Source organism: Pseudogulbenkiania ferrooxidans 2002, assembly GCF_000174355.1.
In the GTDB taxonomy this organism is placed as follows: Bacteria; Pseudomonadota; Gammaproteobacteria; order Burkholderiales; family Chromobacteriaceae; genus Pseudogulbenkiania; species Pseudogulbenkiania ferrooxidans.
On record NZ_ACIS01000001.1, the window covers coordinates 447,063 to 470,908 of the forward strand.

The following is a 23,846-nucleotide window of genomic DNA, read 5'->3' on the forward strand; positions in this document are numbered from 1 at the left end:
GATGCTTGCGCATAAAAAAACACGTCACCCGAAGAGTGACGTGTTTTTTTGGGGGCGGGCGATTTAGATGCGCTTGGCCAGTTCCACTGCCTTGCCGATATAGCTGGCCGGGGTCAGTTCCAGCAGGCGGGTTTTCTCCTGCTCGGGGATATCCAAGCCCTTGATGAAGGCGGACAGGGTGTCGCGGGTGATGCCGTCCTTGCCGCGCGTCAGCTCCTTGAGCTGCTCGTACGGATTGGCGATGCCATAGCGGCGCATTACGGTCTGAATCGGCTCAGCCAGCAGTTCCCAGCTGGAGTCGAGGTCGGCGGCCAGTGCGGCCGGGTTGATTTCCAGCTTGTTCAAGCCGCGCAGGCAGGCGTTGAAGCCGAGCAGGGTGTAGCCGAAGCCGACACCCATATTGCGCAGGACCGTGGAGTCCGTCAGGTCGCGCTGCCAGCGCGAGATAGGCAGCTTCTCGGCCATGAAGCCGAGTACGGCGTTGGCCATGCCGAGGTTGCCTTCGGCGTTTTCGAAGTCGATCGGGTTGACCTTGTGCGGCATGGTCGAGCTGCCCACTTCGTCCTTCTTGACCTTCTGCTTGAAGAAGCCCAGCGAAATGTAGCCCCATACGTCGCGATTGAGGTCGATCAGAATGGTGTTGACGCGGCCCATGGTCTGATAGAGCTCGGCCATGTAGTCGTGCGGCTCGATCTGGATGGTGTAGGGGTTGAAGGTGAGGCCGAGGCCGGTCACGAAGCGACCGCACAGGCTTTCCCAGTCGACGTTCGGATAGGCCACCTGGTGGGCGTTGTAGTTGCCGACGGCGCCGTTGATCTTGCCCAGGATTTCCTGCTTGACGAGTTGTTCGCGTTGGCGGCTCAGACGATAGACCACGTTGGCCAGTTCTTTACCCATGGTCGACGGTGTGGCCGGCTGACCGTGGGTGCGGCTCATCATCGGCACGGCGGCCAGTTCGTGTGCCAGGTTCTGCAGGCGCTGGATGACGCTGTCGAGGGCCGGCAGCACCACGGTGTTGCGCGCCGTCTTCAGCATCAGGGCGTGCGACAGGTTGTTGATGTCTTCCGAGGTGCAGGCGAAGTGGATGAATTCGCTGGCTGCCATCACTTCCGGGTTGCCCGACAGGCGCTCTTTCAGCCAGTATTCGATGGCCTTCACGTCATGGTTGGTGCGAGCCTCGATGGCCTTGATCTCTTCGCCGTGCTCGACATTGAAGTTGGCGATGACGTCGTCGATTTCGCGCAGGGTGGCGTCGGAGAACGGCTTGACCTCTTCGATGCCCGGTTCGGCGGCCAGCATTTTCAGCCACTCCAGCTCCACCTTGATGCGGAATTTCATCAGGCCGTACTCGGAGAACAGGGAGCGCAGCGGTTCTGCCTGATTGGCGTAGCGGCCATCCAGGGGGCTCAGGGCGGTCAACGTGGTCAGATTCATGACGAGGTATTTCCAAACGTATGTGCCGGTTGCCCGGCGGTTTCAGTACAAAAGTAAAAGGTTGGCCGAAGGTTAGGCGCGCAGGCGGCGTGCCACGCCTTCAGCCAGCCGGTCGGCGGCTTCCGGGTGAAAGCGGAAGAACAGCTCCGGCTCGATCATTTCCAGTTCCATCACGGCCAGCTGGCCGTCGTTATCGCGGATGAGGTCGACGCGGGCGTAGAGCACGTCGAACGGCACCGCGGCGACGGCCGCTTCGGCGAAGGTGATCTCCTCCTGGCTCGGCGTGTAGTCGTGCACCTGGCCGCCATGGTCGTCCTGCACCCGGAAGTCGCCGCTCTTGGGCGTCTTGCGGATGGCGTGGGTAAAGCGGCCGTCGATGATCATCAGGGAGGTTTCCCCCTGTGCCAGTACATCGTGCTGGAACGGCTGCAGCATCATCGCTTCCTGCTCGATCAGCTCCCCGTAGCTGCATTCCAGCGCCGGGGTGTCGGTATGGTGGAAACGATAAGTATGCCGTGCTGCCCCCGAGATCACCGGCTTCAGGATCAGCTCGTCCCAGCCGCTGCTCTCGACAATGCTGAGCAGGGAACGTCTATCGCCCTTTTCAATGTAGAGCGTCGGGACGATGTTGATGTCTTTTTCTGCCAGTGTGCCGAGGTAGTGCTTGTCGATGTTCCAGCGGATCAGGCCGGCCTCGTTGAACAGCCGGGTCTGGGCGCTGGCACGTGAAAGCCAGGCGCTGAATTCGGCGTAGCGGTCGAAGTAGTCCCAGGTGGTGCGCAGTAGGGCGGAACGCGTCTGCGTCCAGTCCATCGCGGAGTCGGCCCAGTCGTGGCGGGCAACGGCGAGCCCCTGTCTTTCCAGGGCTTGCAGTACCAGATTGTCTTCGGTGTGTACCTGGCGGGTGTACCAGTCGGCCTCGTTGGGGGCGAGGTAGCGGCTTTCGGTCAGGACGACAACGTCGTAATGCATGGCGGGTTCCATGTTCTGCGGCGTTTACATGCCACCGGGCAGCATGCCCTTCATGCCGCGCATCATTTTCATCAGGCCGCCCTTGGAGGAGAACTGCTTCATCATCTTCTGGGTCTGCTCGAACTGGTTCAGCAGGCGGTTGACTTCCTGCACCGTGACACCGGAGCCTGCGGCGATACGACGCTTGCGGCTCGCCTTGAGCAACTCCGGCTTGCGGCGCTCTTCCGGGGTCATCGAGTTGATGATGCCCTCGATACGGCGCATCGATTTTTCGGCTTCGGCGCCCTGCACGCCCTTGGCCATCTGGCCGAGCTGGCCGGGCATTTTTTCCAGCAGGTTGGCCATGCCGCCCATGTTCTTCATCTGCTGCATCTGCGCCTTGAAGTCCTCAAGGTCGAAACCCTTGCCCGACTTGAGCTTCTTGGCCATCTTGGCGGCTTCGTCCTGATCAATGCCTTTCTGGACTTCCTCGATCAGGCTGAGCACGTCGCCCATGCCGAGAATACGGCTGGCCATACGCTCGGGGTGGAAGGGCTCGAGGCCGGTGAGCTTCTCGCCGACGCCGATGAACTTAATCGGTTTGCCGGTGACGTGGCGTACCGAGAGGGCTGCACCGCCGCGGGCGTCGCCGTCCATCTTGGTCAGGATCACGCCGGTCAGCGGCAGCGCCTCGTTGAAGGCCTGTGCGGTGTTGACGGCATCCTGGCCCTGCATGGCGTCGACCACGAACAGGGTTTCGATCGGATTGAGCGAGGCGTGCAGGGCCTTGATCTCCTGCATCATGGCATCGTCGATCGCCAGGCGACCGGCGGTATCCACCATCAGCACGTCGAAGAAGTGGCGCTTGGCGTGGTCGACTGCGGCACGGGCGATCTCCACCGGCTTTTGCGTGCCGTCGGAGGGGAACCACTCCACGCCGATCTGCCCGGCCAGGGTCTTGAGCTGCTCGATCGCTGCCGGGCGGTACACGTCGGCCGAGACCACCAGAACCTTCTTCTTCTGCGTTTCCTTCAGCAGTTTGGCGAGCTTGCCGACAGTGGTGGTTTTACCGGCACCTTGCAGGCCGGCCATCAGGACGATGGCGGGCGGAACGGCGGCTAGGTTCAGCGCGTCGTTCTTTTCGCCCATGAGCTTGGTCAGCTCTTCATTGACCACGCCGACCAGCGCCTGCCCGGGGGTCAGACTGCCCATTACCTCCTGGCCGAGTGCGCGCTCCTTGACATGGCTGATGAAGGTTTTCACCACCGGCAGGGCGACATCGGCCTCCAGCAGGGCCATGCGCACTTCGCGCATCGCATCCTGGATGTTGGCGTCGGTCAGGCGTGCCTGGCCGCGCAGGTTCTTGATGACGCCGGACAGGCGGTTGGTAAGGTTATCAAGCATGGGGCGTCCTTCTGCCTGCCAACGATGGGCAGCTTGGTGTAGACTTTCAAATTGTCTATTTTACACGACCCACCGGGCTTGCGCCCGGTTCACGAGTGCAATTACCTCATGACCAGTTTTCTGCTCGTCATCACCCTGCTTCTGATTCTGGCCTACGGTGCGTTTTCCTGGCATTTCATCGGGCACTGGCGCGGTGTCGGGATCCTGCCGCGTCATCCGCGTCGCGAGCACCTGCTGCTGGGGGTGCTGTTGTTGCTGCACGCCATGGCGGTGATGGGGCCGCTACGCGAGGGAGCGTTGTTGTCGCTCGGGGTCGGACGGGCGCTGTCGGTGCTGGTGTGGCTGATGTTGCTGATCTACTGGACCTGCGGTTTTTTCTACCGTGTGGAAGGGCTGCAGCTGTTCATGATGCCGCTGGCGGTGGCCACGCTGGCTTTCAGCCTGCTGTTTCCGGGGGAGCATCTGCTGGGCGATCTGAGCAATCCGGCCTTGCTGTTGCATATTCTGGTGTCGATGCTGGCCTACAGCCTACTCGCTATCGGCGCCCTGGTGGCGTTGTTGATGTTGGCGTTGGACAAAGCGCTGCATGACAAACGCTGGATCACGTTGGTGCGTCAGCTGCCCCCGTTGCTGTCGCTGGAAACCATGATGTTCCAGGTGCTGGGTGTGGGGTTTTTGCTACTGACGGCGAGCCTGTTCAGCGGCGTGGTGTTCTCCGAGGAGGTGTTTGGCAAGCCGGCGGCCTGGTCGCACAAGATCGTGTTTTCGATCATGGCGTGGGGCCTGTTTGGCGCATTGCTGGTGGGGCGCAAGCTGTATGGCTGGCGCGGCAAGTTGGCAGTGCGCTGGACGCTGATTGGCTTTGTGGCGCTGATGTTCGCCTACGTCGGCAGCAAGGTGGTGCTCGAACTGGTTTTGCATCGCGGTTAATTATTTGTCATATTGATGGGGCGGGCTTCGCATTTGTTCACTCTAGTTAAGGAGTCGATATGAAAAAATTGCTGCTGATCCTCGCCAGCGTGCTGGCGTTCTGTTCCTCCGCCATGGCGGCCATCAACCTTAATACTGCAACGCAGCAGGAACTCGAATCGCTCAACGGTATCGGCCCGGCCAAGGCCAAGGCGATCATGGATTATCGGACCAAACAAGGGCCGTTCAAGACTGTCGACGAACTGAAGAACGTGCCAGGCATCGGCGACAAGACGCTGGAAAAACTGCGCAAGGATATCGCCGTGTCGGGCAAGAGTGCCGCGCCGACGGCGAAACCGGCGGCTCCGGCCAAAGCCGGCAGCAGCCCCGTCGTGCCGGCCAAGCCAGTGGCCAAGCCGGTCGCTCCGGCCAAGCCGTAATCGTTCGCTGGTTGCCGATATAGACGCCCCGCTTGGGGCGTTTATGCTTTTTGGCGCTGCCCGAACAGCGCCAGGGCCTGTGTCCGCTGCTCGGCATGGTCGACGATGGGCCGAGGATAATCGCGTCCCAATAGAAATCCGCCGGGCAACACCTTGGCCTGCCACGGAGCGTGGATAGCCTTGTTATCGAGTGCGGCCAGTTCCGGCACATAACGGCGGATGAACTTGCCTTCAGGGTCGAATTTCTGCGACTGCGTTACCGGATTGAAAATGCGGAACCAGGGTTGGGCATCGCAACCGGTCGATGCGGCCCACTGCCAACCGCCATTGTTGGCGGCCAGATCGTAGTCGATCAGCTTCTCGGCGAAATAGCGCTCCCCCCAACGCCAGTCCACCAGCAGATCCTTGACCAGGAAGCTCGCCGTCACCATGCGCAGCCGGTTGTGCATGTAGCCGCTGTACGCGAGCTGCCGCATGGCGGCATCGACCAGCGGGTAGCCGGTGCGTCCGGCGCACCAGGCGGCGAACAGGGTTTCGTCGTTGGGGAAACCGAGCTGCCGGTACTCCGGTTTGAAGCTTTCCTCCACGACGTGCGGGTAGTGCCACAGCAATTGCTGATAGAACTCACGCCAGATCAGCTCGCTCAACCAGGTCGTCGCCCCGGCGCTGCCTTGCTGCCAGGCAAACTGTGCCAATTGACGAATCGAGATGGTGCCAAAGCGCAGGTGAACCGACAGGTACGACACTCCCTTGGCAGCAGGGAAGTCGCGCCATTGTTGGTAGTGTTCGATACGTTGGCCGAAATCGGTGAACACGGCCGCGGCGCCCGCCATGCCGGCGCGAATGCCCAGACGACCGAGCCCGGTATCGGTAAAGCCCAGGTCGGCCAGGCTGGGTAGCGGGGTTTCGGCCAACCTTGCCAGCCTGTTGAGGTAACGTGTGCTTGGGTAGGCCTGCAGAAAAAAGGGGGTGAGCTTTTTCAGCCAGGCATTCCGGTAGGGGGTGAATACGGTATAGGGCTTGCTGTTTACGGTGAGCACTTCGTCCTGCTCGAAGATCACCTGGTCTTTCACCGTTTCCAGCCGCGTGCCGTGTCGAGATAGCCGCTCGGCAACCGCCGCATCACGCAGGCAGGCGGCCGGTTCATAGTCGCGGCTGGCCCAGACTGTGCTGGCCCCGTGTTCCTGCGCCAAGGCCGGGATGCAATCCACTGGCCGGCCGGATACGACGACTAGGTCGCTGCCGAGGGCACACAACTGCTCTTTCAGTTCCACCAGAGAGTGCCAGATGAAGTCGACGCGGCGGTCCTGCGCGGGGAGGTGCTTCAGGATATCCCGGTCGAACACGAACACGCAGACGACGCGTTCGCTGTGGCGCAAGGCGGCATACAGTGCCGCGTGATCGTCAAGTCGCAGGTCGCGGCGGAACCAGCAGAGGGCAGTCGTGGTCATGGTCGGGTTCGAGTCAGGGAGTGGCGTTATTTTGCGGTGTTTTAGGCCATGAGGCATGGAGCGGCAACCCGCTCGGGAATGCATGGAGTGACTTTTTTGCAACAGTTTTTGTCATATTGGGTTGTTGTGTCTCAAATTGACAACATTTGTTGTTTGTTTGTATTTCCATATAAAACAATGGTTTATCGAATCGTGTTGCAACTTGGTTGAAGCCTGTCCAGCGTGCCGACCACGCGGTTTTGTATTTTCGCAACGCCAGATTTATAGTCTCGACAGAAATCGCCGGAAATTATCGGTGGTGCAGAAATGTTCGGGCTGGCCTTGTTTAGCCTGGCTAGCAGCCGGACAAACCCAACTGACTTAAAAGGAAGAACGCGATGAACAAAAAGCTGATCGCTGTTGCTCTGGCCGCCCTGCCGGTAGCCGCCATGGCCGACGTGACCCTGTACGGCAAGATCAAGGTAGGCGTTGAAAACACCAAGACTGGTAACGCCGGCTCCATCAACCACATCGACGACCTCGGTTCCCGCATTGGCTTCAAGGGCAGCGAAGACCTGGGCAACGGTCTGAAAGCCATCTGGCAAGTTGAACAAGCCATCTCCGTCGACAACGGTGGTACGGGCAACACTTGGGCGACCCGTGACAGCTTCATCGGCTTCCAGGGTGACTTCGGTAAGGTTCGTCTGGGCCGTCTGAGCAACTACCAGAACGACTCTATGGAAGATGTAGATCCGTGGAACTACAGCAGCCCGGCAATGGGTCTGGGGACGTTCACCCGCAACGATACCCGTTACAACAACGCCATCGCCTACGATAGCCCGGAATTCGCCGGCTTCTCCGGTCGCGTTCTGTACGGTGTGGATGAAGCCCGTACGACCGTTGGCAGCAACCGTACCAACAAGGATACTTGGAACGTTGGCCTGGGCTACCACTTCGACGCCTTCTTCGCCAAGTACAGCTACATCCGTCAGAACGACCAGAATACCGATGGCGACAAGGCTAACTCCAGCCACCGCTTTGAAGGCGGCTACAACGCCAACAATCTGTACGTAGTCCTGGGTTACCAGCAGACCAAGAGCTATGGTGGTTCGCTGTCCGCTGCAAACTTCATCTACAAGAACGCAATCGGTAATTCCTTGGTTACTGATAGCGCCACTACCGGCGTAACTGGTAACACTGAGGTTAAAGACCGCGAAGCAGCTCTGACGGTGGGTTACACCTTTGGCGCCATCACCCCGTACATCTCGCTGGCCAAGGGCTGGGATGCCAAGTTTGACGGTGTGAAAGACTCCGACAGTGGCTACAAGCAGTACGTGATCGGCGCTCAGTACGACCTGTCCAAGCGCACCCAACTGGGCGTCGCTTACGGCAAGCTGAATGCTGATGGCGGCAAGGACTTTGATGTCCGTGCCTTCGGTGTGAACGCTGTTCACTCCTTCTAATCTGTAAATCCTTACAGATGACTGAAAAGGCCGCGCAAGCGGCCTTTTTTCATGTCATTAGCTTCCGTACAATATCCCTGGCTTTTATGAGGCTTGATCCCGTTCTCGAATGATTGCTTTCTTCCGTGCTCATCTCGTCGGATGAGGTGGAGTATGAGGGCATTGTATCCCATGCACAGGGGTGAAATTTACGCTAAAGTCCGGGGTGTGCCGCTGTCATGGTCTGCCTCTATACGGCATGGCTGGCCGGCGTGATGATCGCTCTGTTCTAACGAGGGACGTTATGGAAGTTTCTGCCGGCGTTTCCGGCCTCGGCCGAGCCTTGGTGCAACATAACAGCCTGCTATTGCAGGATGCCGAGGCTATCCAGCGCCAGGCGCAGAGCTCGTCGATCAGCTTCGTCGAGCAGCTTATTCTCAGCAAGAAAATGAGCTCGCTGGAGGTAGCGACGTTCGCTTCGCAGGTGTTCGGCTTTCCCTTGCTGGACCTTGTCGCTATCGAGCCGGAGCAACTGCCGCAGGGGCTGGTGGACGAGGACCTGATCAGCTCGCGCCGCCTGTTGCCCTTGTACAAGCGGGGTAGCCGGCTGTTCATCGGCACCTCCGACCCCACCCAGACCTCGGCCTTCCACGCCATTACCTTCAAGACCAGCCTGTCGGTCGAAGTCGTGGTGGTGGAGGACGACAAGCTCGGCAAGCTGATCGGCAGCTACCAGGCGGGTGGGGCCGAAGCGATCAAGGCTCTGGTGGACGAGGATTTTGGCGACCTCGAGTTTGCCGACCCGGATGCCGAGCCGGAAAAAACCGTTGCCCAGACCGAAGTCGACGATGCGCCCGTCGTCAAATTCATCCACAAGGTGCTGCTGGATGCAATCAACGGCGGGGCATCGGATGTCCATTTCGAGCCGTATGAGAAGTATTACCGCATCCGCTACCGGGTGGATGGCGTGCTCAAGGAAGTCGCCCAGCCCCCCCTCTTGCTGAAGGAGAAGATCGCCTCGCGCATCAAGGTGATCTCGCGGCTGGACATTTCCGAAAAGCGCGTACCACAGGACGGCCGCTTGAAGCTGGTGTTGTCCAAGACGCGTGCCATCGATTTCCGGGTCAGCACTCTGCCGACGCTGTTTGGCGAGAAGATCGTGATGCGTATTCTCGACCAATCGGCGGCCACGCTGAATATCGAGCAGCTGGGGTTCGAGCCGGAGCAGAAGGCGATGCTGCTCGAGGCCATCAGCCGTCCCTATGGCATGGTGCTGGTGACCGGCCCGACCGGCAGCGGCAAGACGGTGTCGCTCTATACCTGTCTGAACATCCTGAACAAGCCGGACACCAATATTTCCACGGCGGAGGACCCGGTCGAAATCAACCTGCCGGGAATCAACCAGGTAAACGTCAACGAGCGTGCCGGGCTGACCTTCTCGTCAGCGCTGAAGGCCTTTCTGCGCCAGGATCCGGATGTGATCATGGTGGGCGAAATCCGCGATTTCGAAACTGCCGATATCGCCATCAAGGCGGCGCAGACTGGTCACATGGTGTTTTCCACGCTGCATACCAACAATGCACCCGCCACGCTGACACGCTTGCTGAACATGGGGGTGGCACCGTTCAACGTGGCCAGCTCGGTGCTGCTGATCATGGCGCAGCGCCTAGCCAGACGCTTGTGCAGCCATTGCAAGAAGCCGATGGATATTCCGAAAGAGGCGCTGCTACGGGCGGGCTACCGTGAGGTGGAGCTGGACGGTAGTTGGCAGCCTTACGGACCCGTCGGGTGCCGTGAATGCCGCGATTCGGGCTATCGGGGGCGGGTGGGGATTTATGAGGTCATGCCCATCACCGATGCCATGACTCGCCTTATCATGAAAAACGGCACGGCGGTGGACATCGCGGATCTGGCACGGCAGGAGGGGATGGTCGATCTACGCCGTGCCGGCTTGCTCAAGGTGAAGCAGGGCATCACCTCGCTGGCGGAAATTGAAGCCGCCACCAACGAATAACCAGCGCAGGGAAACAAGACGCCATGGCTACTCTGGCAAAGAAACTGTCGACGACGGCAGCCCACATCTGGGAGTGGGAAGGCAAGGACCGTGCCGGCAAGGTGGTGCGGGGCGAGATGCGCGCAGAGTCCGAAATCGTCGCCAAGACCCAGTTGCGGCGGCAGGGCATCACGGTCCAGAAACTGAAGAAGCGCAAGGCCGGCTTTGGTAAGCGCATCACTGACCGCGACATTACCCTGTTTACCCGGCAACTGGCCACCATGATGAAAGCCGGTGTTCCACTGCTGCAGTCCTTCGATATCTCGGCCAAGGGGCATAGCAATCCTGCCGTGACCAAGATGCTGCTGGAAGTCCGGGCCGACGTGGAGACTGGCATGTCGCTGGCCGAGGCCTTTCGCAAGCGTCCGCTGTACTTCGACAAGCTGTTCTGCAACCTGATCGCTGCCGGTGAAACCGGTGGCGTGCTGGATTCGCTGCTGGACAAGCTGGCGACCTACCGCGAAAAGATCATGGCGATCAAGGGCAAGATCAAGTCGGCGATGATCTATCCTTCCGCCATTATCGCCACTGCTTTCATCATCACCACCATCATCATGCTGTACGTGATTCCGGCGTTCAAGGATCTGTTTTCCAGTTTTGGCGCCGATCTGCCGGCGCCGACTCTGCTCGTGATCTGGCTGTCGGACGCCTTTGTGAAGTTCTGGTGGTTGGTCTTCGGCATTATCTTCGGCATTATTTTTGGCACCATGTTCTTCTTCAAACGCTCCCCCAAGTTCCAGGAGCAGGTCGACCGCTTGCTGCTCAAGCTGCCGGTGCTGGGCGAGGTGGTGCAGAAGGCGACCATCGCACGCTGGTCGCGCACCCTGGCTACCATGTTCACCGCCGGGGTGCCGCTGGTGGAGGCCCTGGATTCGGTCGGAGGGGCTTCCGGCAACCAAGTCTATGCCGAGGCTACCAAGCGCATCCAGGCGGAGGTGAGCATTGGTTCCAGCCTGAGTTTCGCCATGCAACGTACCAATCTGTTCCCCAATATGGTGATGCAGATGACGGCGATCGGTGAGGAGTCGGGCTCGCTCGACCACATGCTCGACAAGGTGGCGGACTTCTACGAGGAAGAGGTCGATAACGCAGTGGCGGCGATGTCCAGCTTGATGGAACCGGTCATCATGATCGTCCTCGGGGTGCTGATCGGTGGCCTGGTGGTCGCCATGTACATGCCGATCTTCAAGATGGGGCAGGTGGTCGGCTGATGATGACGGAGATGGATGCAGTTCTTTCGGCCAACCTTCCGCTGATGATCGGGGTGGTGGCGCTGCTGGGCTTGCTGGTGGGGAGTTTCCTGAACGTGGTGATTCATCGCCTGCCCAAGATGCTGGAGCAGGAGTGGCAGCTGGAGTGCGCACTGTTGAGCGGGCAGCCCGCGCAGGAGATGCCGCGTTTCAACCTGCTGACGCCGGCATCGCATTGCCCTTCCTGCCAGGCGCCGGTGCGTGCCTGGCACAACATCCCAGTGCTCAGTTTCCTGCTGCTGCGCGGCCGTTGCCACAGTTGCAAGGCCACGATCGCGCGGCGTTATCCGCTGGTCGAGCTGATGTGTGGTGTGATGTTCGCGGCGTTGGCTTACCGCTTCGGCTGGACACTCGACTTGTTGGGTTACGCTGCCCTGACCGCGACGCTGATTGCACTGGCGTTCATCGATGCCGACACCCAGCTGCTGCCCGATTCGTTGACCTTGCCCTTGCTGTGGGGAGGATTGCTGTTCAGCCTGCTGGGCGGGCGCGTGCCGCTGGACGAGGCGGTGATCGGTGCCATGCTCGGTTACGTCTCGCTGTGGGTGATTTTCTGGTTGTTCAAGCTGGCGACGGGCAAGGAAGGCATGGGGTACGGCGACTTCAAGCTGCTGGCGGCACTGGGGGCCTGGCTGGGCTGGAAGATGTTGCCTTTGGTGATCCTGCTGTCGTCGCTGGTCGGGGCCGTGTTCGGTATTGCCATGATCCTGATGGCGCGACTGGGGCGGGGCCAGCATCTGCCGTTCGGCCCCTATCTGGCGCTGGCAGGCTGGATTGCCCTGCTCTGGGGCGAGCAGATCGTCGGGTGGTATCTTGGCGGGCGTTAAGGTCGTTGGACTCACCGGTGGCATCGGCTCGGGGAAGACGGCTGCGGCCCGTTGTTTTGCCGCGCAGGGTGTGGCGGTGGTCGATACCGACGAGCTGTCGCATGCGTTGACAGCCCCCGGTGGGCGGGCGATGCCGACGCTCGTGGCAAGGTTCGGGCCCGATTTCCAGCGCGCGGACGGGGCGCTCGATCGCCTGCGCATGCGTGAGCTGGTGTTCCGGCAGCCGTCGGCGCGGCGCGAACTGGAAGCCATCTTGCACCCGCTGATTCTGGAAGACAGCCTGGCCGCGCTGGCAGGGGCTCAGGGGCCGTACGCGGTGCTGGTAGTGCCCTTGCTGTTCGAAAGCCAGGCCTATCGGGATGTGGTCGACCGCACCCTGCTGATCGATTGCGACGAGGAAGTGCAGGTGGCGCGGGTGATGCAACGTAGTGGTTTGAGCGAGCCGCAGGTGCGTGCCATCATGGCGACGCAGATGCCGCGCGGGGACAAGCGCAGGCTCGCGGACGATATTATTGACAATAGCGGCTCGCTGAGTGAACTTGCGCTTCAAGTCGAAGCCAAACATCGTTATTATCTGTCGAGCCTCGCCAGGGCTCGGAGCCAGTGATGAAGCCGCGTTCCTCTTCTGCGGTGCCCCATGACCGGCGCGATACAACTACTCCAATAAAAGCCATCTAGAAGGGCCGTGGTGCCGTGATCAGTTTTGAATTCCCCGTTACCGAGAAAACTCGGATGCTGCTGCGTTTGGAGCAGTTGTACACACGCCTGGCCTTCTTCATTTCCCAAGATCATCCGTTCGAACACCATTCCGCCATCCTGACGCTGTTCGAGCTGATGGAAACGGCCTCCCGAGCCGATCTCAAGGCCGAGCTACTGCAGGAGCTGGAACGGCAGAAGCAGATTCTCGAGGCCCTGCGCGACAATCCCAACGTCTCCGAAGACATGCTGGAAGGTGTCATCGAGGAAATCGAGGGCACGGCGGCGAACCTGCTGGATCTGACCGGCAAGTTCGGCCAGCACCTGCGCGAGAACGAGTGGCTGATGGCGATCAAGCAGCGTGCCGGCATCCCCGGCGGGACCTGCCAGTTCGACCTGCCGTCATACTACCTGTGGCAGCTCAAGCCGCCGGAGGAGCGCCGCCTCGATCTGCAGCGCTGGGCGGGGCCGCTGATGCCCACCGCCGAAGCCTCGCGCATTCTGCTCAAGCTGCTGCGCAACAGCGGCAAGTCGCACCAGTACGTGGCGCGACGCGGCGTGTTCCAGCAGATGTCCGGCGGCAAGGTGGTGCAACTGATCCGTATCGGTTTCGACGAGTCGCTCGGCGCCCTGCCGGAACTCTCGGCCAACAAGTACGCCCTGAATATCCGCTTCATCAATGCGGCCACCGGCGAGAGCCGGCCCAAGCCGACCGAGGCCGATGTCGAATTCACCCTGACCCATTGCAAGTTCTGAGCCGTGTTATGAGCGAGAAGGTACGAATCGTCGCCTGTCCAACCTGTGGTGCCGCCGTGCGCTGGGAGCCGCAAAGTCGCTATCGGCCCTTTTGCAGCGAGCGCTGCAAGTTGATCGACCTGGGGCAGTGGGCGGATGAGAGCTACCGCGTGCCGGCCGAAGAGGAGCATCCGGATAGCTTGGCGCCTGGGGAGTCACGCTGAATCCCGATGGCAACGAAAATGGCCCGCCAAATGCGGGCCATTTTTTGTTGCCGGCCTGGGGGTGCTTCAGGTCCTGGCCAGTGCGGCCCCCTGGGCGAAGTAGCCGCGTACCCCGCCGAAGATGCTTTCCGCCACTTTCTGCTGGAAGGAGGCATCCATCAGCCGGTGCTCTTCTTCCGGATTGCTGATAAAGGCGGTTTCGACCAGGATGGACGGGATGTCCGGTGCCTTCAGCACGGCGAAGCCGGCCTGTTCTACCTCGTCCTTGTGTAGCCGGTTGAGTTCGCCCATCTTGCCCAGCACGCTCTTGCCGAGCTTGAGGCTGTCGTTGATGGTGGCGGTCTGGGTGAGGTCGAACAGGGTATGCGCCAGATAGCGGTCCTTGCTGGTGATCTTCACCCCGCCGATCAGGTCGGCGTCGTTCTGGGTCTTGGCCAGGTAGCGAGCGGCGGTACTGGTGGCGCCTTGCTCCGACAGCGCGAACACCGACGAACCGCGCGCGCTTGGATTGAGGAAGGCATCGGCGTGGATCGAGATGAACAGGTCTGCATTCAGTTTGCGCGCCTTGACCACGCGCACGCCAAGCGGAATGAACACGTCCTCGTCGCGCGTCATGTAGGCTTTCATGTTGCGCTCGGCGTCGATCATGCGCTTGAGCTGCTTGGCAATCTTCAGTACCACGTCCTTTTCCCGCGTACCGGAAGGGCCGATCGCGCCAGGGTCTTCGCCGCCGTGTCCCGGGTCGAGCATGATCAGGATCGGGCGGCTCTTGTCGGATTTATTCTTGGACTTCAGTGGTGGCTGCTCCAACTTGCCCTTGTTGTAGTCTTCGAGCAGTGCCAGCAGCGGGTCGTCCTGCTGCGCCGTAGGGTAGAGGTCGATCACCAGCCGGTGCTGGTATTCCGCTACCGGCGCCAGCGTAAACACTTGCGGTTTGATGTCGGACTTCAGGTCGAGCACGATACGTACCGTGTCCGGGGTGAACTGGCCGGCGCGCGCGGTCTGGATGAAGGGATCAGCGGCGCTGATCTGGCTGCCGATGTCCTTGAGCACGGCGTTGAGCTGCACGCCCTCGATATCGATCACCAGGCGCTCGGGATTGGCGATGTTGAAATACTTGTACTTGAGCGCCTCGCTGGCTTCCAGCGTGATGCGGGTGTAGGTGGACGACGGCCAGACGCGCAGGGCGACGAGTTGGCTCGAAGCGGCCAAGCCAACGCGGCTGACCGTCAGCAGGAAGGTCGCGGCCGCCGCCGTGATCAAAGTGCGGCGGGTGGGGTCGAAAGTCGGGTGAGGCATGACTGTCCAATGTCGGTTTGGGCGGTGATTCGGTAGCTCCGACCGCTGCCGGCGACGGCCAGTTCCACGACCAGGTCGGCGCGGGGCAGCAGGCCCTCGGCCTTGTCAGGCCACTCTACCAAGCATAGCGTGTCGGGGCCGAAATAGTCGCGAAAGCCGGCGTCTTCCCATTCCTCGGGGTCGGCGAAGCGGTATAGGTCGAAATGGTGTACCGTGAGAGAGGCGAGCGGATAGCTTTCCACCAGCGTGTAGGTGGGGCTCTTGACCCGGCCATGGTGGCCGAGCGCTGTCAGCAGGCCGCGGCTCAGGGTGGTCTTGCCCGCCCCCAGGTCGCCCCACAGGTAGATGACAGTGCCCGGGGCGATGGCGTGTGCCAAGGCTGCGCCTAGCGCCAGCGTGGCGTCTTCATCCGGCAGGCTGCCCTGGCGAACACTGGTATCATCCATCTCCATGACCGAGAAGTCCTTACAAAAACCGAATTATCCCGAATTGGCGCGCCAAATCAAAGCATGGGCGCGCGAATTGGGCTTTGCCGATGCGCGTATTACCCGGCCACAGTTGCCGCCCGAGGCCGAGCACACGCTGCTGGCGTGGCTGGCCGAGGGCTGTCACGGCGAAATGGAGTACATGGCGCGCCATGGCGTGTTGCGGCTGCGACCTGCGGAGCTGGTGCCCGGCACCTTGTCGGTGGTGTCGCTGCGCATGCACTACTGGCCGGGTGCCTCGCGTGGGGCCGACGAGGTGCTGGCCGATGGCGAGCGCGCCTACCTGTCGCGTTACGCGCTGGGGCGGGATTATCACAAGGTGTTGCGCAATCGCTTGCAAAGGTTGGCCGAAAGAGTTCAGGCCGAGGTGGGCGAGTTCGGCCACCGCGTGTTCACCGACAGTGCGCCGGTGGCGGAGGTGGCGCTGGCGGCGCAGGCCGGACTCGGCTGGCGCGGCAAGCACACGCTGCTGCTCAACCGCCGGCACGGTTCGCTGTTCTTTCTCGGCGAGCTGTTCACCGATCTGCCTCTGCCGCCCGACGCCGCGGAAGAGGGGCATTGCGGCCGCTGCACGCGCTGCCTCGACGTGTGCCCGACCGGGGCCATCGTCGAGCCGTACAAGGTCGATGCACGCCGTTGCATCTCCTACCTCACCATCGAATTGGCCGGGGCGATTCCGCCAGCGTTGCGGCCGCTGATCGGCAACCGCGTGTACGGTTGCGACGATTGCCAGTTGGCGTGTCCGTGGAATCGTTTCGCCGTGCCGACCGAGGAGACCGATTTTGCGGTGCGGCACGGGCTCGACGATGTGACGCTGGCCGAGCTGTTCGGCTGGAGCGCGGCGGATTTCGCTTCGCGCATGGCGGGCAGCCCGATCTACCGCATCGGTTACGAGCGCTGGTCGCGCAACCTGGCGGTCGGGCTCGGCAACGCCCCGAGCTCTCCGGCGGTGTTGGCGGCGCTCACGGCGCGCGCCGACGATCCGTCCGAGCTGGTGCGCGAGCACGTGCAGTGGGCGCTGGCGCAGCATGCGGGGCGCGCCGCTGGCGGCACCGTTGCGGCATGCTAAGATGCGCGCCTTCTCTGCTTGAGGAAACGTCATGACAGCCAAAGCTCGCCGTCCCATCGGGGTGTTCGATTCCGGTGTGGGAGGGCTGACCGTGGTGCGGGCGCTGATGGACCGCCTGCCGTTCGAGGACATCATCTATTTCGGCGACACGGCGCGGGTGCCCTACGGCGTGAAGTCGGTGGCGACCATCCGGGCCTTTTCCCGGCAGATTGTCGAGTTTTTGCTGCAGCACGAGGTCAAGGCGCTGGTGGTGGCGTGCAACACCATTTCGGCGGTGGCGCTGGAGCAGGTGCGGGAGCTGGCGGGCGACATTCCGGTGATCGGCGTGATCGAGGCCGGCGCCCAGGCGGCGGTCAAGGTCAGCAAAAACCACGAAATCGGCGTGATTGCCACCTCGACCACCATCAACAGCAATGCCTATGCCCGCGAGATCCATCGCCTGATGCCGGATGCCCGGGTGTATTCGCAGGCCTGCCCGCTGTTCGTCCCGCTGGTCGAAGAGGGCTGGGTCGACCACCCGGTGACCCGCCTCACCGCCGAGGAGTATCTCAAGACGGTGCTGGAGGAGCATGTCGATACACTGGTGCTGGGCTGCACCCATTACCCGTTGATCAAGCCGCTGCTGACCGAGGTGACGGGCGGCCGCGTCGAACTGGTCGATTCGGCGCTGACCACGGCGGAAGCCACGGCCGAGGTGTTGGCGGGGCTCAACCTGCTCAACCCGCAGCGCGGCGCCCCCGAGTACCGCTATTACGTCACCGACATCCCGCTCAAGTTCCAGACCATCGGCGAGCGCTTTCTCGGGCGCAGCATCCGCGACCTGGAGATGGTGAAGCTGGGCTGAACCGCGAGGGTTGGCCGAAGCCAGGCAAAAGGGCCCATGAAATGGGCCCTTTGTTTCGGATGGAGAGGGTGCCGCCGTTTACAGCGCCGGTCGCGACGGCGCGATCACCAGCGATTCGCCTTCCAGCACGACCTTGCCGCCGACCAGGCATTGGGTCAGAAACTTGACGCGTTTCTTGGCCGGGTCGAGCTCGGTGGCGGTGGCGCGGGCGGTCACGGTGTCGCCGATCTTCACCGGAGCCTTGAAGCGGGTGGATTGCGACAGGTAGATGGTGCCTTCACCCGGCAGCCGGGTACCGACCACGGTCGAGATCAGCCCGGCGGTGAGCATGCCGTGGGCGATGCGCGTGCCGAACGGGGTCTGCTCGGCGTATTCCTGATTGAGGTGCACCGGATTGTTGTCGCCCGAGACCGCAGCAAACATCAGGATGTCGGCCTCGGTGATGGTCTTGGCGTATTCGGCACTCTGGCCGATCTCGATATCCTCAAAATAGATCGTGGGCATGCGGTCGCTCCTGCGTTTGTCATGGAGATGTTGCAGTGCATCTTGTCATACTTTCCACGGCATGCAAATCGAGCGGAAACAAGGTAGTATTTCGAGTCCAGTTGCGTTTTTGAGACGGTCCACATATCTTTTCTCGACCAAACGCTCGTTTTATTTTGGCGGGCGTGCATAATCGACGCAACTGCATGTCACGCATGCTTGGGCATGCCGTCCAAATACCAGACAGACGACACTTGCTGGAGGAATATGAAAGTTCTAGTCGCTGTGAAACGCGTTGTCGATTACAACGTGAAGGTCCGGGTCAAGGCCGATGGCTCCGATGTGGATATCGCCAACGTCAAGATGTCGATGAACCCGTTCGACGAAATCGCCGTGGAAGAGGCGGTGCGCCTTAAGGAAGCCGGCAAGGTCAGCGAAGTGGTGGCGGTATCGCTGGGTGTCAAGCAGTGCGAAGAGACCCTGCGCACCGCGCTGGCGATGGGCGCCGACCGCGCCATCCACGTCGAGACCGACGCCGAGCTGCAACCGCTGGCCGTGGCCAAGCTGCTCAAGGCCGTGGCCGAGAAGGAACAGCCGCAGCTGATGATCCTGGGCAAGCAGGCCATCGACGACGACGCCAACCAGACCGGCCAGATGGTCGCCGCGCTCTTGGGCTGGGGGCAGGGCACGTTTGCCTCCAAGGTCGACCTGGCGGCGGAAACCGTCGACGTCACCCGCGAGGTGGACGGCGGCCTGGAAACCGTCAAGCTGCGCCTGCCGGCGGTGGTGACCACCGACCTGCGCCTGAACGAGCCGCGCTACGTCAAGCTGCCGAACATCATGGCCGCCAAGAAGAAGCCGCTCGACAAGCTGACGGTGGAGGCGCTGGGCGTCGACGTGACCCCGCGTCTGAAGACCCTCAAGGTGGCCGAGCCGGCCAAGCGTTCCGCCGGCATCAAGGTGGCCAACGCCGCCGAACTGGTCGCCAAACTCAAGAATGAAGCAAAGGTGCTGTGATCATGGCCATTCTCGTTATCGCTGAACACGACAACCAGAGCCTGAAGGCAGGCACCCTCAATACCGTTACCGCCGCCGGCAAGATCGGCGGCGAGGTGCACCTGCTGGTGGCCGGCCACAACTGCGGCGCGGTCGCCGACGCGGCCAAGGCCGTGGCCGGTGTGGCCAAGGTGCTGGTGGCCGACGCTGCCCAATACGCCCACGGCCTGGCCGAGAACCTGGCCGCGCTGGTGGTCGATCTGGCCAAAAACTACAGCCACGTGCTGTCGCCGGCCGGCACCTCGGGCAAGAACTTCCTGCCGCGCGTCGCCGCGCTGCTCGACGTGGCGCAGATCTCCGACATCGTCGCCGTCGAGTCGGCCGACACCTTCGTGCGTCCGGTCTACGCCGGCAACGTGCTGGCCACGGTGCAGTCCGTCGATTCTATCAAGGTCATCACCGTGCGCACCACCGCCTTCGAGGCGGCGGCACTGGGCGGTTCGGCCAGTGTTGAAAGCGTTGGCGGCCCGGCCGAGGCGCAGCTGTCGAGCTTCATCAGCCAGGAGCTGACCAAGTCGGACCGTCCGGAACTGGGCGCCGCCAAGGTGATCGTCTCCGGCGGTCGTGCGCTGGGTTCGGAAGAACAGTTCAAGGCCATCATCGAGCCGCTGGCCGACAAGCTGGGTGCCGCCGTTGGCGCCTCGCGTGCCGCCGTGGACGCCGGCTACGCGCCGAACGACTACCAGGTCGGCCAGACCGGCAAGGTGGTGGCGCCGCAGCTGTACCTCGCCGTCGGCATTTCCGGCGCGATCCAGCACCTGGCCGGCATGAAGGACTCCAAGGTGATCGTGGCGATCAACAAGGACGAAGAAGCGCCGATCTTCCAGGTGGCGGACTACGGCATCGTCGGTGACCTGTTCACCGTCGTACCCGAACTGATGGCCGAACTGTCCAAGTAAGGGCGGAATCGCGAGCAGTGCTCATCAAGGCCGGCGTCAGACCGGCCTTTTTTTACATCACGAGAAAACACGAGAACCGAGGTGCTGACATGACTTACCAAGCTCCCCTGAAAGATATCCGTTTCGCCCTCAACGAGCTGGCGGAACTGCCGGCGGTCTGCTCCCTGCCGGGCTATGAAGACGCCAGCGTGGAACTGGTCGACGCCATCCTGGACGAAGGAGCCCGCTTCGCCGAAGAAGTGCTGGCGCCGATCAACAAGCAGGGTGACAAGGGGGCGCGGCTGGACGGCGAGACCGTCACCGCCGCGCCGGGCTTCAAGAACGCTTGGCAGCAATACGTCGATGCCGGCTGGGTCGGTCTGCGCGCGCCTTACGAATTCGGCGGGCAAGGCCTGCCGGCCCTGGTGGCGATCGCCGCCGAGGAAATGTGGTGTTCGGCCAACCTGGCCTTCTCGCTGGCGCCGCTGTTGACGCTGGGGGCGATCGAAGCGCTCAACCACCACGCCTCGGACGAGCTCAAGGCGCTCTATCTGCCGAAGATGGCGAGCGGCGAGTGGACCGGCACCATGAACCTGACCGAGCCGCAGGCCGGCTCAGACCTGGCGCAGGTGCGCACCCGCGCCGTGCCGCAAGACGACGGCAGCTACCGCATCAGCGGCCAGAAGATCTTCATCACCTGGGGTGAGCACGACCTGGCCGAGAACATCGTGCACCTAGTCTTGGCGCGCCTGCCCGATGCCCCCGCCGGGGTAAAGGGCATCTCGCTGTTCGTCGTGCCCAAGTTCCTGCCGGGCGCCGACGGCACGCCCGGTGCACGCAACGACCTGCGCTGCGTGTCGCTGGAGCACAAGCTCGGTATCCATGGCTCGCCCACCTGCGTGATGAGTTTCGGCGATCAGGGCGGCGCCGCCGGTTACCTGGTGGGCGAAGCCAACAAGGGCCTGGGCTACATGTTCACCATGATGAACCACGCCCGTCTCGGCGTCGGCGTCGAGGGCATGGCGGTGTCCGAGCGCGCCTACCAGCAGGCCGTGGCTTACGCCCGCGAACGCGTGCAGAGCCGTGCCGTCGGTTCTCCCGACGCGGCCGGGGTGGCGATCATCAAGCATCCGGACGTGCGTCGCATGCTGATGACGATGAAGGCGCAGATCGAGGCGCAGCGTGCCTTGGCCTTCGTTGCCGCCGCCGCGCTGGACCGCGCGGCGCGTCATCCGCATCCGCAGGAAAAGGCGCGCAACCAGGCGCTGGTCAACTTCCTGATCCCCATCGTCAAGGGCTGGAATACCGAGCAGGCCAACGAAATCACCTCGCTGGCGCTGCAGGTGCACGGCGGCATGGGCTATATCGAGGAAACCGGCGTGGCGCAGTACTATCGCGACGCCCGCATCACCGCCATCTACGAGGGAACGACCGGCATCCAGGCGCTCGACCTGATCGGCCGCAAGACCGCGGCGGAAGAGGGGGCCACCGCGCGTGCGCTGCTGGCCGAGGTGCAGGCTACGGCCGACAAGCTGGCGACAGCCGGTTTTGCCAGCCTTTCGGCCAACCTGAAGAGCGCGGCGGCCGACGCCGAGCGCTGCGTGGCGTTCATTCTTGAATCGTTCGCCGCCGCACCGCAGCGTGCTGCCGCCGGTTCGGTGCCGTTCCTCAAGCTGATGGGCATCCTGCTGGGCGGCTGGCAGCTCGGGCGCGCCGCTCTGATCGCTCGCGAGCGCATGGGCGAGGAGGATGCCGATGTCGACTTCCTGCACGCCAAGCAGGTGACCGCGCGCTTTTTCGGCGAGCACCTGCTGCCCCAGGTGAGTGGCCTGGCGGCAGCGATCCTGCACGGGGCCGACAGCGTGCTGGAACTCGACGACGGCCAGTTCTGAGCCCCGTCGCCAACGCCGGCACCGCCAGGAAGACAAGCGCTTGCTCGGTGCCGCATCGCGGAGGGGCGATGCCGCCTTGCCAGAAATAGCTAAAAAAATTATACTGTTAAGGTTTAACAAAACGGGACAAGCGTTACGACGCGGTGTCCCGTTCTTCACATAAAAGCTTCGAAAACAGAGCAAACGGAACAGGAGCCAGTCAGTGTCATCCGTACCCGCGATTCTTGTCTTGGCTGACGGAACCCTCTTCAAGGGCAGTGCCATCGGTGCCGCCGGCCATACGGTCGGCGAAGTGGTATTCAATACCGCCATCACCGGCTACCAGGAAATCTTGACGGACCCTTCTTACACCAAGCAGATTGTCACCCTGACCTATCCGCATATCGGCAACGTCGGTGCCAACGCGGAAGACACCGAGTCGCGCGCCGTGTTCGCCGCAGGCCTGATCGTGCGCGATCTGCCCCTGCTGCACAGCAACTTCCGCGCTGAGGCGTCGCTGTCGGGCTATCTCAAGGCCAACAACGTGGTGGCGATCGCCGACATCGACACCCGCAAGCTGACCCGCATCCTGCGCGAAAAGGGCGCCCAGCCGGGCTGCATCATGGCGGGCGAGATCGACGAAGCGCGCGCACTGGAACTGGCGCGCGGCTTTGGCACCATGGCCGGGCAGGATCTGGCCAAGGTGGTCAGCTGCGATTCGATCTACCAGTGGGATACCCGCGAGTGGCGTCTGGGCGAAGGCTACCGCGCGCAGGCCGAACCGAAATACCACGTGGTGGCGTACGACTTCGGCGTCAAGCACAACATCCTGCGCATGCTCGCCGAACGCGGCTGCAAGCTGACCGTGGTGCCGGCGCAGACTCCGGCCAAGGACGTGCTGGCGCTCAAGCCGGACGGCGTGTTCCTGTCCAACGGCCCGGGGGATCCGGAACCGTGCGACTACGCCATCGACGCGATCAAGGAAATCCTCGACACCAAGCTGCCGGTGTTCGGCATCTGCCTGGGGCACCAACTGCTCGGCCTGGCGGTCGGCGGCAAGACCTCCAAGATGAAGTTCGGCCATCACGGCGCCAACCATCCGGTGCAGGATCTGGATACCGGCCGCGTCATGATCACCAGCCAGAACCACGGCTTCCAGGTCGACGAGAACAGCCTGCCCGCCAACGTGCGTGTTACCCATCGCTCGCTGTTCGACGGCACGGTGCAGGGCATCGCCCTGACCGACCGCCCGGCCTTCAGCTTCCAGGGCCACCCGGAAGCGAGCCCCGGTCCGAACGACGTGGCGTACCTGTTCGACAAGTTCATCAAGGCGATGGACGAACGCGGCTGAGAGGCCGCTTGATGGCCGGTGCGGCGTCGTCGCGCCGGCCTAGACGGGAGTCAGAGCATGCTGGGAATTACCGATCCGTTGACCTACCTGATAGGCACCATCTTCATCATCCTGCTGCCGGGGCCGAACTCGCTCTACGTGCTGTCGGTCGGAGCGCAACGCGGGGTGCGTCCCGGCTTCAAGGCCGCCGGTGGGGTGCTGGTGGGGGATACGCTGCTGATGGTGGCCACCGCCGCCGGCGCGGCGTCGCTGCTGAAGAACTATCCGGCGCTGTTCTGGGTGGTCAAGTACATTGGTGCGGCCTACCTGGCGTGGATGGGTATCAACATGCTGCGCGCCGCGCTGCGACGCTGGTCTGCTCCGGCGCCGGCAGCGCTGAGCGCGCCGATAACCTTGGGCCATCGCGACCCGTTCCGGCGGGCGCTGACCCTGAGCCTGATGAACCCCAAGGCCATCCTGTTCTTCCTCTCGTTCTTCGTGCAATTCGTCGATCCGGCCTACCCTTACCCGGCGCTGACCTTCGTCGCCCTGGGAGGTATGCTGCAGGTGTGCAGCATCAGCTACCTGACGGCGCTGATCCTGGCCGGCAGCCGCCTGGCCGAAGCCTTCCGCGCCCGGCGCCGGCTGGCGAGCGCCGCCACCGGCGGTACCGGCGCGCTGTTTCTGGGCTTCGGCGCCAAGCTGGCCGCGGCGAGCCTGAACTGAATAAATGATC

23 protein-coding genes are annotated in these 23,846 nt (G+C 62.4%); 16 read left to right on the plus strand and 7 right to left on the minus strand.

Annotation, left to right across the window (positions count from 1 at the left end; all coding sequences use genetic code 11):
- Nucleotides 1-63: 63 nt before the first annotated feature.
- The 3 genes from purB to ffh form a co-directional block, all read right to left on the minus strand.
- Entirely contained in the window at nucleotides 64-1,434 is a 1,371-nt protein-coding gene (gene purB, locus FURADRAFT_RS02200; RefSeq protein WP_008952468.1) for an adenylosuccinate lyase, read from the minus strand.
- Nucleotides 1,435-1,506: 72 nt separating this feature from the next.
- A complete protein-coding gene (locus tag FURADRAFT_RS02205) occupies nucleotides 1,507-2,406 on the minus strand; it encodes an ATP-grasp domain-containing protein (RefSeq protein WP_008952469.1) in 900 nt (299 codons plus the stop codon).
- Between the two features lie 24 nt (nucleotides 2,407-2,430).
- Nucleotides 2,431-3,789 carry a signal recognition particle protein gene (ffh, locus tag FURADRAFT_RS02210; RefSeq protein WP_008952470.1) on the minus strand — a complete coding sequence of 453 codons (1,359 nt, stop codon included), beginning with the start codon at nucleotides 3,787-3,789 and terminating at the stop codon, nucleotides 2,431-2,433.
- 108 nt (nucleotides 3,790-3,897) lie between these two features.
- Here ffh and FURADRAFT_RS02215 point away from each other — a divergent pair, with 108 nt between their 5' ends.
- Together FURADRAFT_RS02215 and FURADRAFT_RS02220 are read left to right on the plus strand one after the other, a co-directional pair.
- Complete coding sequence (locus tag FURADRAFT_RS02215; RefSeq protein WP_008952471.1) at nucleotides 3,898-4,719, plus strand: cytochrome C assembly family protein; 822 nt, start codon at nucleotides 3,898-3,900, stop codon at nucleotides 4,717-4,719.
- A gap of 59 nt (nucleotides 4,720-4,778) precedes the next feature.
- Nucleotides 4,779-5,138: a ComEA family DNA-binding protein gene (locus FURADRAFT_RS02220; protein WP_008952472.1), complete on the plus strand. Its 360-nt coding sequence runs from the start codon at nucleotides 4,779-4,781 to the stop codon at nucleotides 5,136-5,138.
- Between the two features lie 41 nt (nucleotides 5,139-5,179).
- Here FURADRAFT_RS02220 and FURADRAFT_RS02225 read toward each other — a convergent pair whose 3' ends face one another.
- On the minus strand, nucleotides 5,180-6,589 hold the full coding sequence (locus tag FURADRAFT_RS02225; RefSeq protein WP_008952473.1) for a cryptochrome/photolyase family protein: 1,410 nt from the start codon (nucleotides 6,587-6,589) through the stop codon (nucleotides 5,180-5,182).
- Nucleotides 6,590-6,966: 377 nt separating this feature from the next.
- Here FURADRAFT_RS02225 and FURADRAFT_RS02230 point away from each other — a divergent pair, with 377 nt between their 5' ends.
- The 7 genes from FURADRAFT_RS02230 (at nucleotide 6,967) to yacG (ending at nucleotide 13,795) form a co-directional block, all read left to right on the plus strand.
- The gene (locus tag FURADRAFT_RS02230; RefSeq protein ID WP_008952474.1) at nucleotides 6,967-8,031 is read left to right on the plus strand and encodes a porin; all 1,065 of its coding nucleotides are present in this window, start codon (nucleotides 6,967-6,969) and stop codon (nucleotides 8,029-8,031) included.
- Nucleotides 8,032-8,314: 283 nt separating this feature from the next.
- Entirely contained in the window at nucleotides 8,315-10,024 is a 1,710-nt protein-coding gene (pilB, locus tag FURADRAFT_RS02235; protein ID WP_008952475.1) for a type IV-A pilus assembly ATPase PilB, read from the plus strand.
- A 23-nt stretch (nucleotides 10,025-10,047) separates the two neighbouring features.
- Nucleotides 10,048-11,274, plus strand: coding sequence for a type II secretion system F family protein (locus FURADRAFT_RS02240; protein ID WP_008952476.1), 1,227 nt, complete (start codon nucleotides 10,048-10,050; stop codon nucleotides 11,272-11,274).
- The gene (locus FURADRAFT_RS02245; protein WP_008952477.1) at nucleotides 11,274-12,140 is read left to right on the plus strand and encodes a prepilin peptidase; all 867 of its coding nucleotides are present in this window, start codon (nucleotides 11,274-11,276) and stop codon (nucleotides 12,138-12,140) included. The genes FURADRAFT_RS02240 and FURADRAFT_RS02245 overlap by 1 nt, the downstream gene beginning before the upstream one ends.
- Nucleotides 12,127-12,747 (plus strand): dephospho-CoA kinase, encoded by a 621-nt coding sequence (gene coaE / locus FURADRAFT_RS02250; RefSeq protein ID WP_040652177.1) that lies wholly within the window; start codon nucleotides 12,127-12,129, stop codon nucleotides 12,745-12,747. Before FURADRAFT_RS02245 ends, coaE begins: the two co-directional genes overlap by 14 nt.
- An 86-nt stretch (nucleotides 12,748-12,833) precedes the next feature.
- Nucleotides 12,834-13,592: a cell division protein ZapD gene (gene zapD, locus FURADRAFT_RS02255; RefSeq protein ID WP_040652180.1), complete on the plus strand. Its 759-nt coding sequence runs from the start codon at nucleotides 12,834-12,836 to the stop codon at nucleotides 13,590-13,592.
- A gap of 8 nt (nucleotides 13,593-13,600) precedes the next feature.
- Nucleotides 13,601-13,795, plus strand: coding sequence for a DNA gyrase inhibitor YacG (gene yacG, locus FURADRAFT_RS19980; protein ID WP_008952480.1), 195 nt, complete (start codon nucleotides 13,601-13,603; stop codon nucleotides 13,793-13,795).
- Nucleotides 13,796-13,861: 66 nt separating this feature from the next.
- On the opposite strand, the gene FURADRAFT_RS02260 is transcribed toward yacG, so the two are convergent.
- Both FURADRAFT_RS02260 and tsaE read right to left on the minus strand, forming a co-directional pair.
- Entirely contained in the window at nucleotides 13,862-15,094 is a 1,233-nt protein-coding gene (locus FURADRAFT_RS02260; protein ID WP_008952481.1) for an N-acetylmuramoyl-L-alanine amidase, read from the minus strand.
- Nucleotides 15,055-15,546: a tRNA (adenosine(37)-N6)-threonylcarbamoyltransferase complex ATPase subunit type 1 TsaE gene (gene tsaE / locus FURADRAFT_RS02265; protein ID WP_008952482.1), complete on the minus strand. Its 492-nt coding sequence runs from the start codon at nucleotides 15,544-15,546 to the stop codon at nucleotides 15,055-15,057. Before tsaE ends, FURADRAFT_RS02260 begins: the two co-directional genes overlap by 40 nt.
- Here tsaE and queG point away from each other — a divergent pair.
- Both queG and murI read left to right on the plus strand, forming a co-directional pair.
- Nucleotides 15,545-16,648: a tRNA epoxyqueuosine(34) reductase QueG gene (gene queG, locus FURADRAFT_RS02270; RefSeq protein WP_008952483.1), complete on the plus strand. Its 1,104-nt coding sequence runs from the start codon at nucleotides 15,545-15,547 to the stop codon at nucleotides 16,646-16,648. The genes tsaE and queG overlap by 2 nt on opposite strands.
- Nucleotides 16,649-16,679: 31 nt before the next feature.
- On the plus strand, nucleotides 16,680-17,492 hold the full coding sequence (gene murI / locus FURADRAFT_RS02275; protein WP_008952484.1) for a glutamate racemase: 813 nt from the start codon (nucleotides 16,680-16,682) through the stop codon (nucleotides 17,490-17,492).
- Between the two features lie 78 nt (nucleotides 17,493-17,570).
- Here murI and FURADRAFT_RS02280 read toward each other — a convergent pair whose 3' ends face one another.
- Nucleotides 17,571-17,996: a MaoC family dehydratase gene (locus tag FURADRAFT_RS02280; RefSeq protein ID WP_008952485.1), complete on the minus strand. Its 426-nt coding sequence runs from the start codon at nucleotides 17,994-17,996 to the stop codon at nucleotides 17,571-17,573.
- Between the two features lie 246 nt (nucleotides 17,997-18,242).
- Here FURADRAFT_RS02280 and FURADRAFT_RS02285 point away from each other — a divergent pair, with 246 nt between their 5' ends.
- The 5 genes from FURADRAFT_RS02285 to leuE all read left to right on the plus strand — a co-directional run bounded on the left by FURADRAFT_RS02285 (nucleotide 18,243) and on the right by leuE (nucleotide 23,836).
- A complete protein-coding gene (locus FURADRAFT_RS02285) occupies nucleotides 18,243-18,992 on the plus strand; it encodes an electron transfer flavoprotein subunit beta/FixA family protein (RefSeq protein ID WP_008952486.1) in 750 nt (249 codons plus the stop codon).
- A 2-nt stretch (nucleotides 18,993-18,994) separates the two neighbouring features.
- Nucleotides 18,995-19,930 (plus strand): electron transfer flavoprotein subunit alpha/FixB family protein, encoded by a 936-nt coding sequence (locus FURADRAFT_RS02290; protein ID WP_008952487.1) that lies wholly within the window; start codon nucleotides 18,995-18,997, stop codon nucleotides 19,928-19,930.
- An 89-nt stretch (nucleotides 19,931-20,019) separates the two neighbouring features.
- Nucleotides 20,020-21,801, plus strand: a complete 1,782-nt coding sequence (locus FURADRAFT_RS02295) for an acyl-CoA dehydrogenase (RefSeq protein ID WP_008952488.1) — start codon at nucleotides 20,020-20,022, stop codon at nucleotides 21,799-21,801.
- Nucleotides 21,802-22,003: 202 nt separating this feature from the next.
- Nucleotides 22,004-23,131, plus strand: coding sequence for a glutamine-hydrolyzing carbamoyl-phosphate synthase small subunit (carA, locus tag FURADRAFT_RS02300; RefSeq protein WP_008952489.1), 1,128 nt, complete (start codon nucleotides 22,004-22,006; stop codon nucleotides 23,129-23,131).
- 57 nt (nucleotides 23,132-23,188) lie between these two features.
- Entirely contained in the window at nucleotides 23,189-23,836 is a 648-nt protein-coding gene (leuE, locus tag FURADRAFT_RS02305; RefSeq protein WP_008952490.1) for a leucine efflux protein LeuE, read from the plus strand.
- Nucleotides 23,837-23,846: the final 10 nt, after the last annotated feature.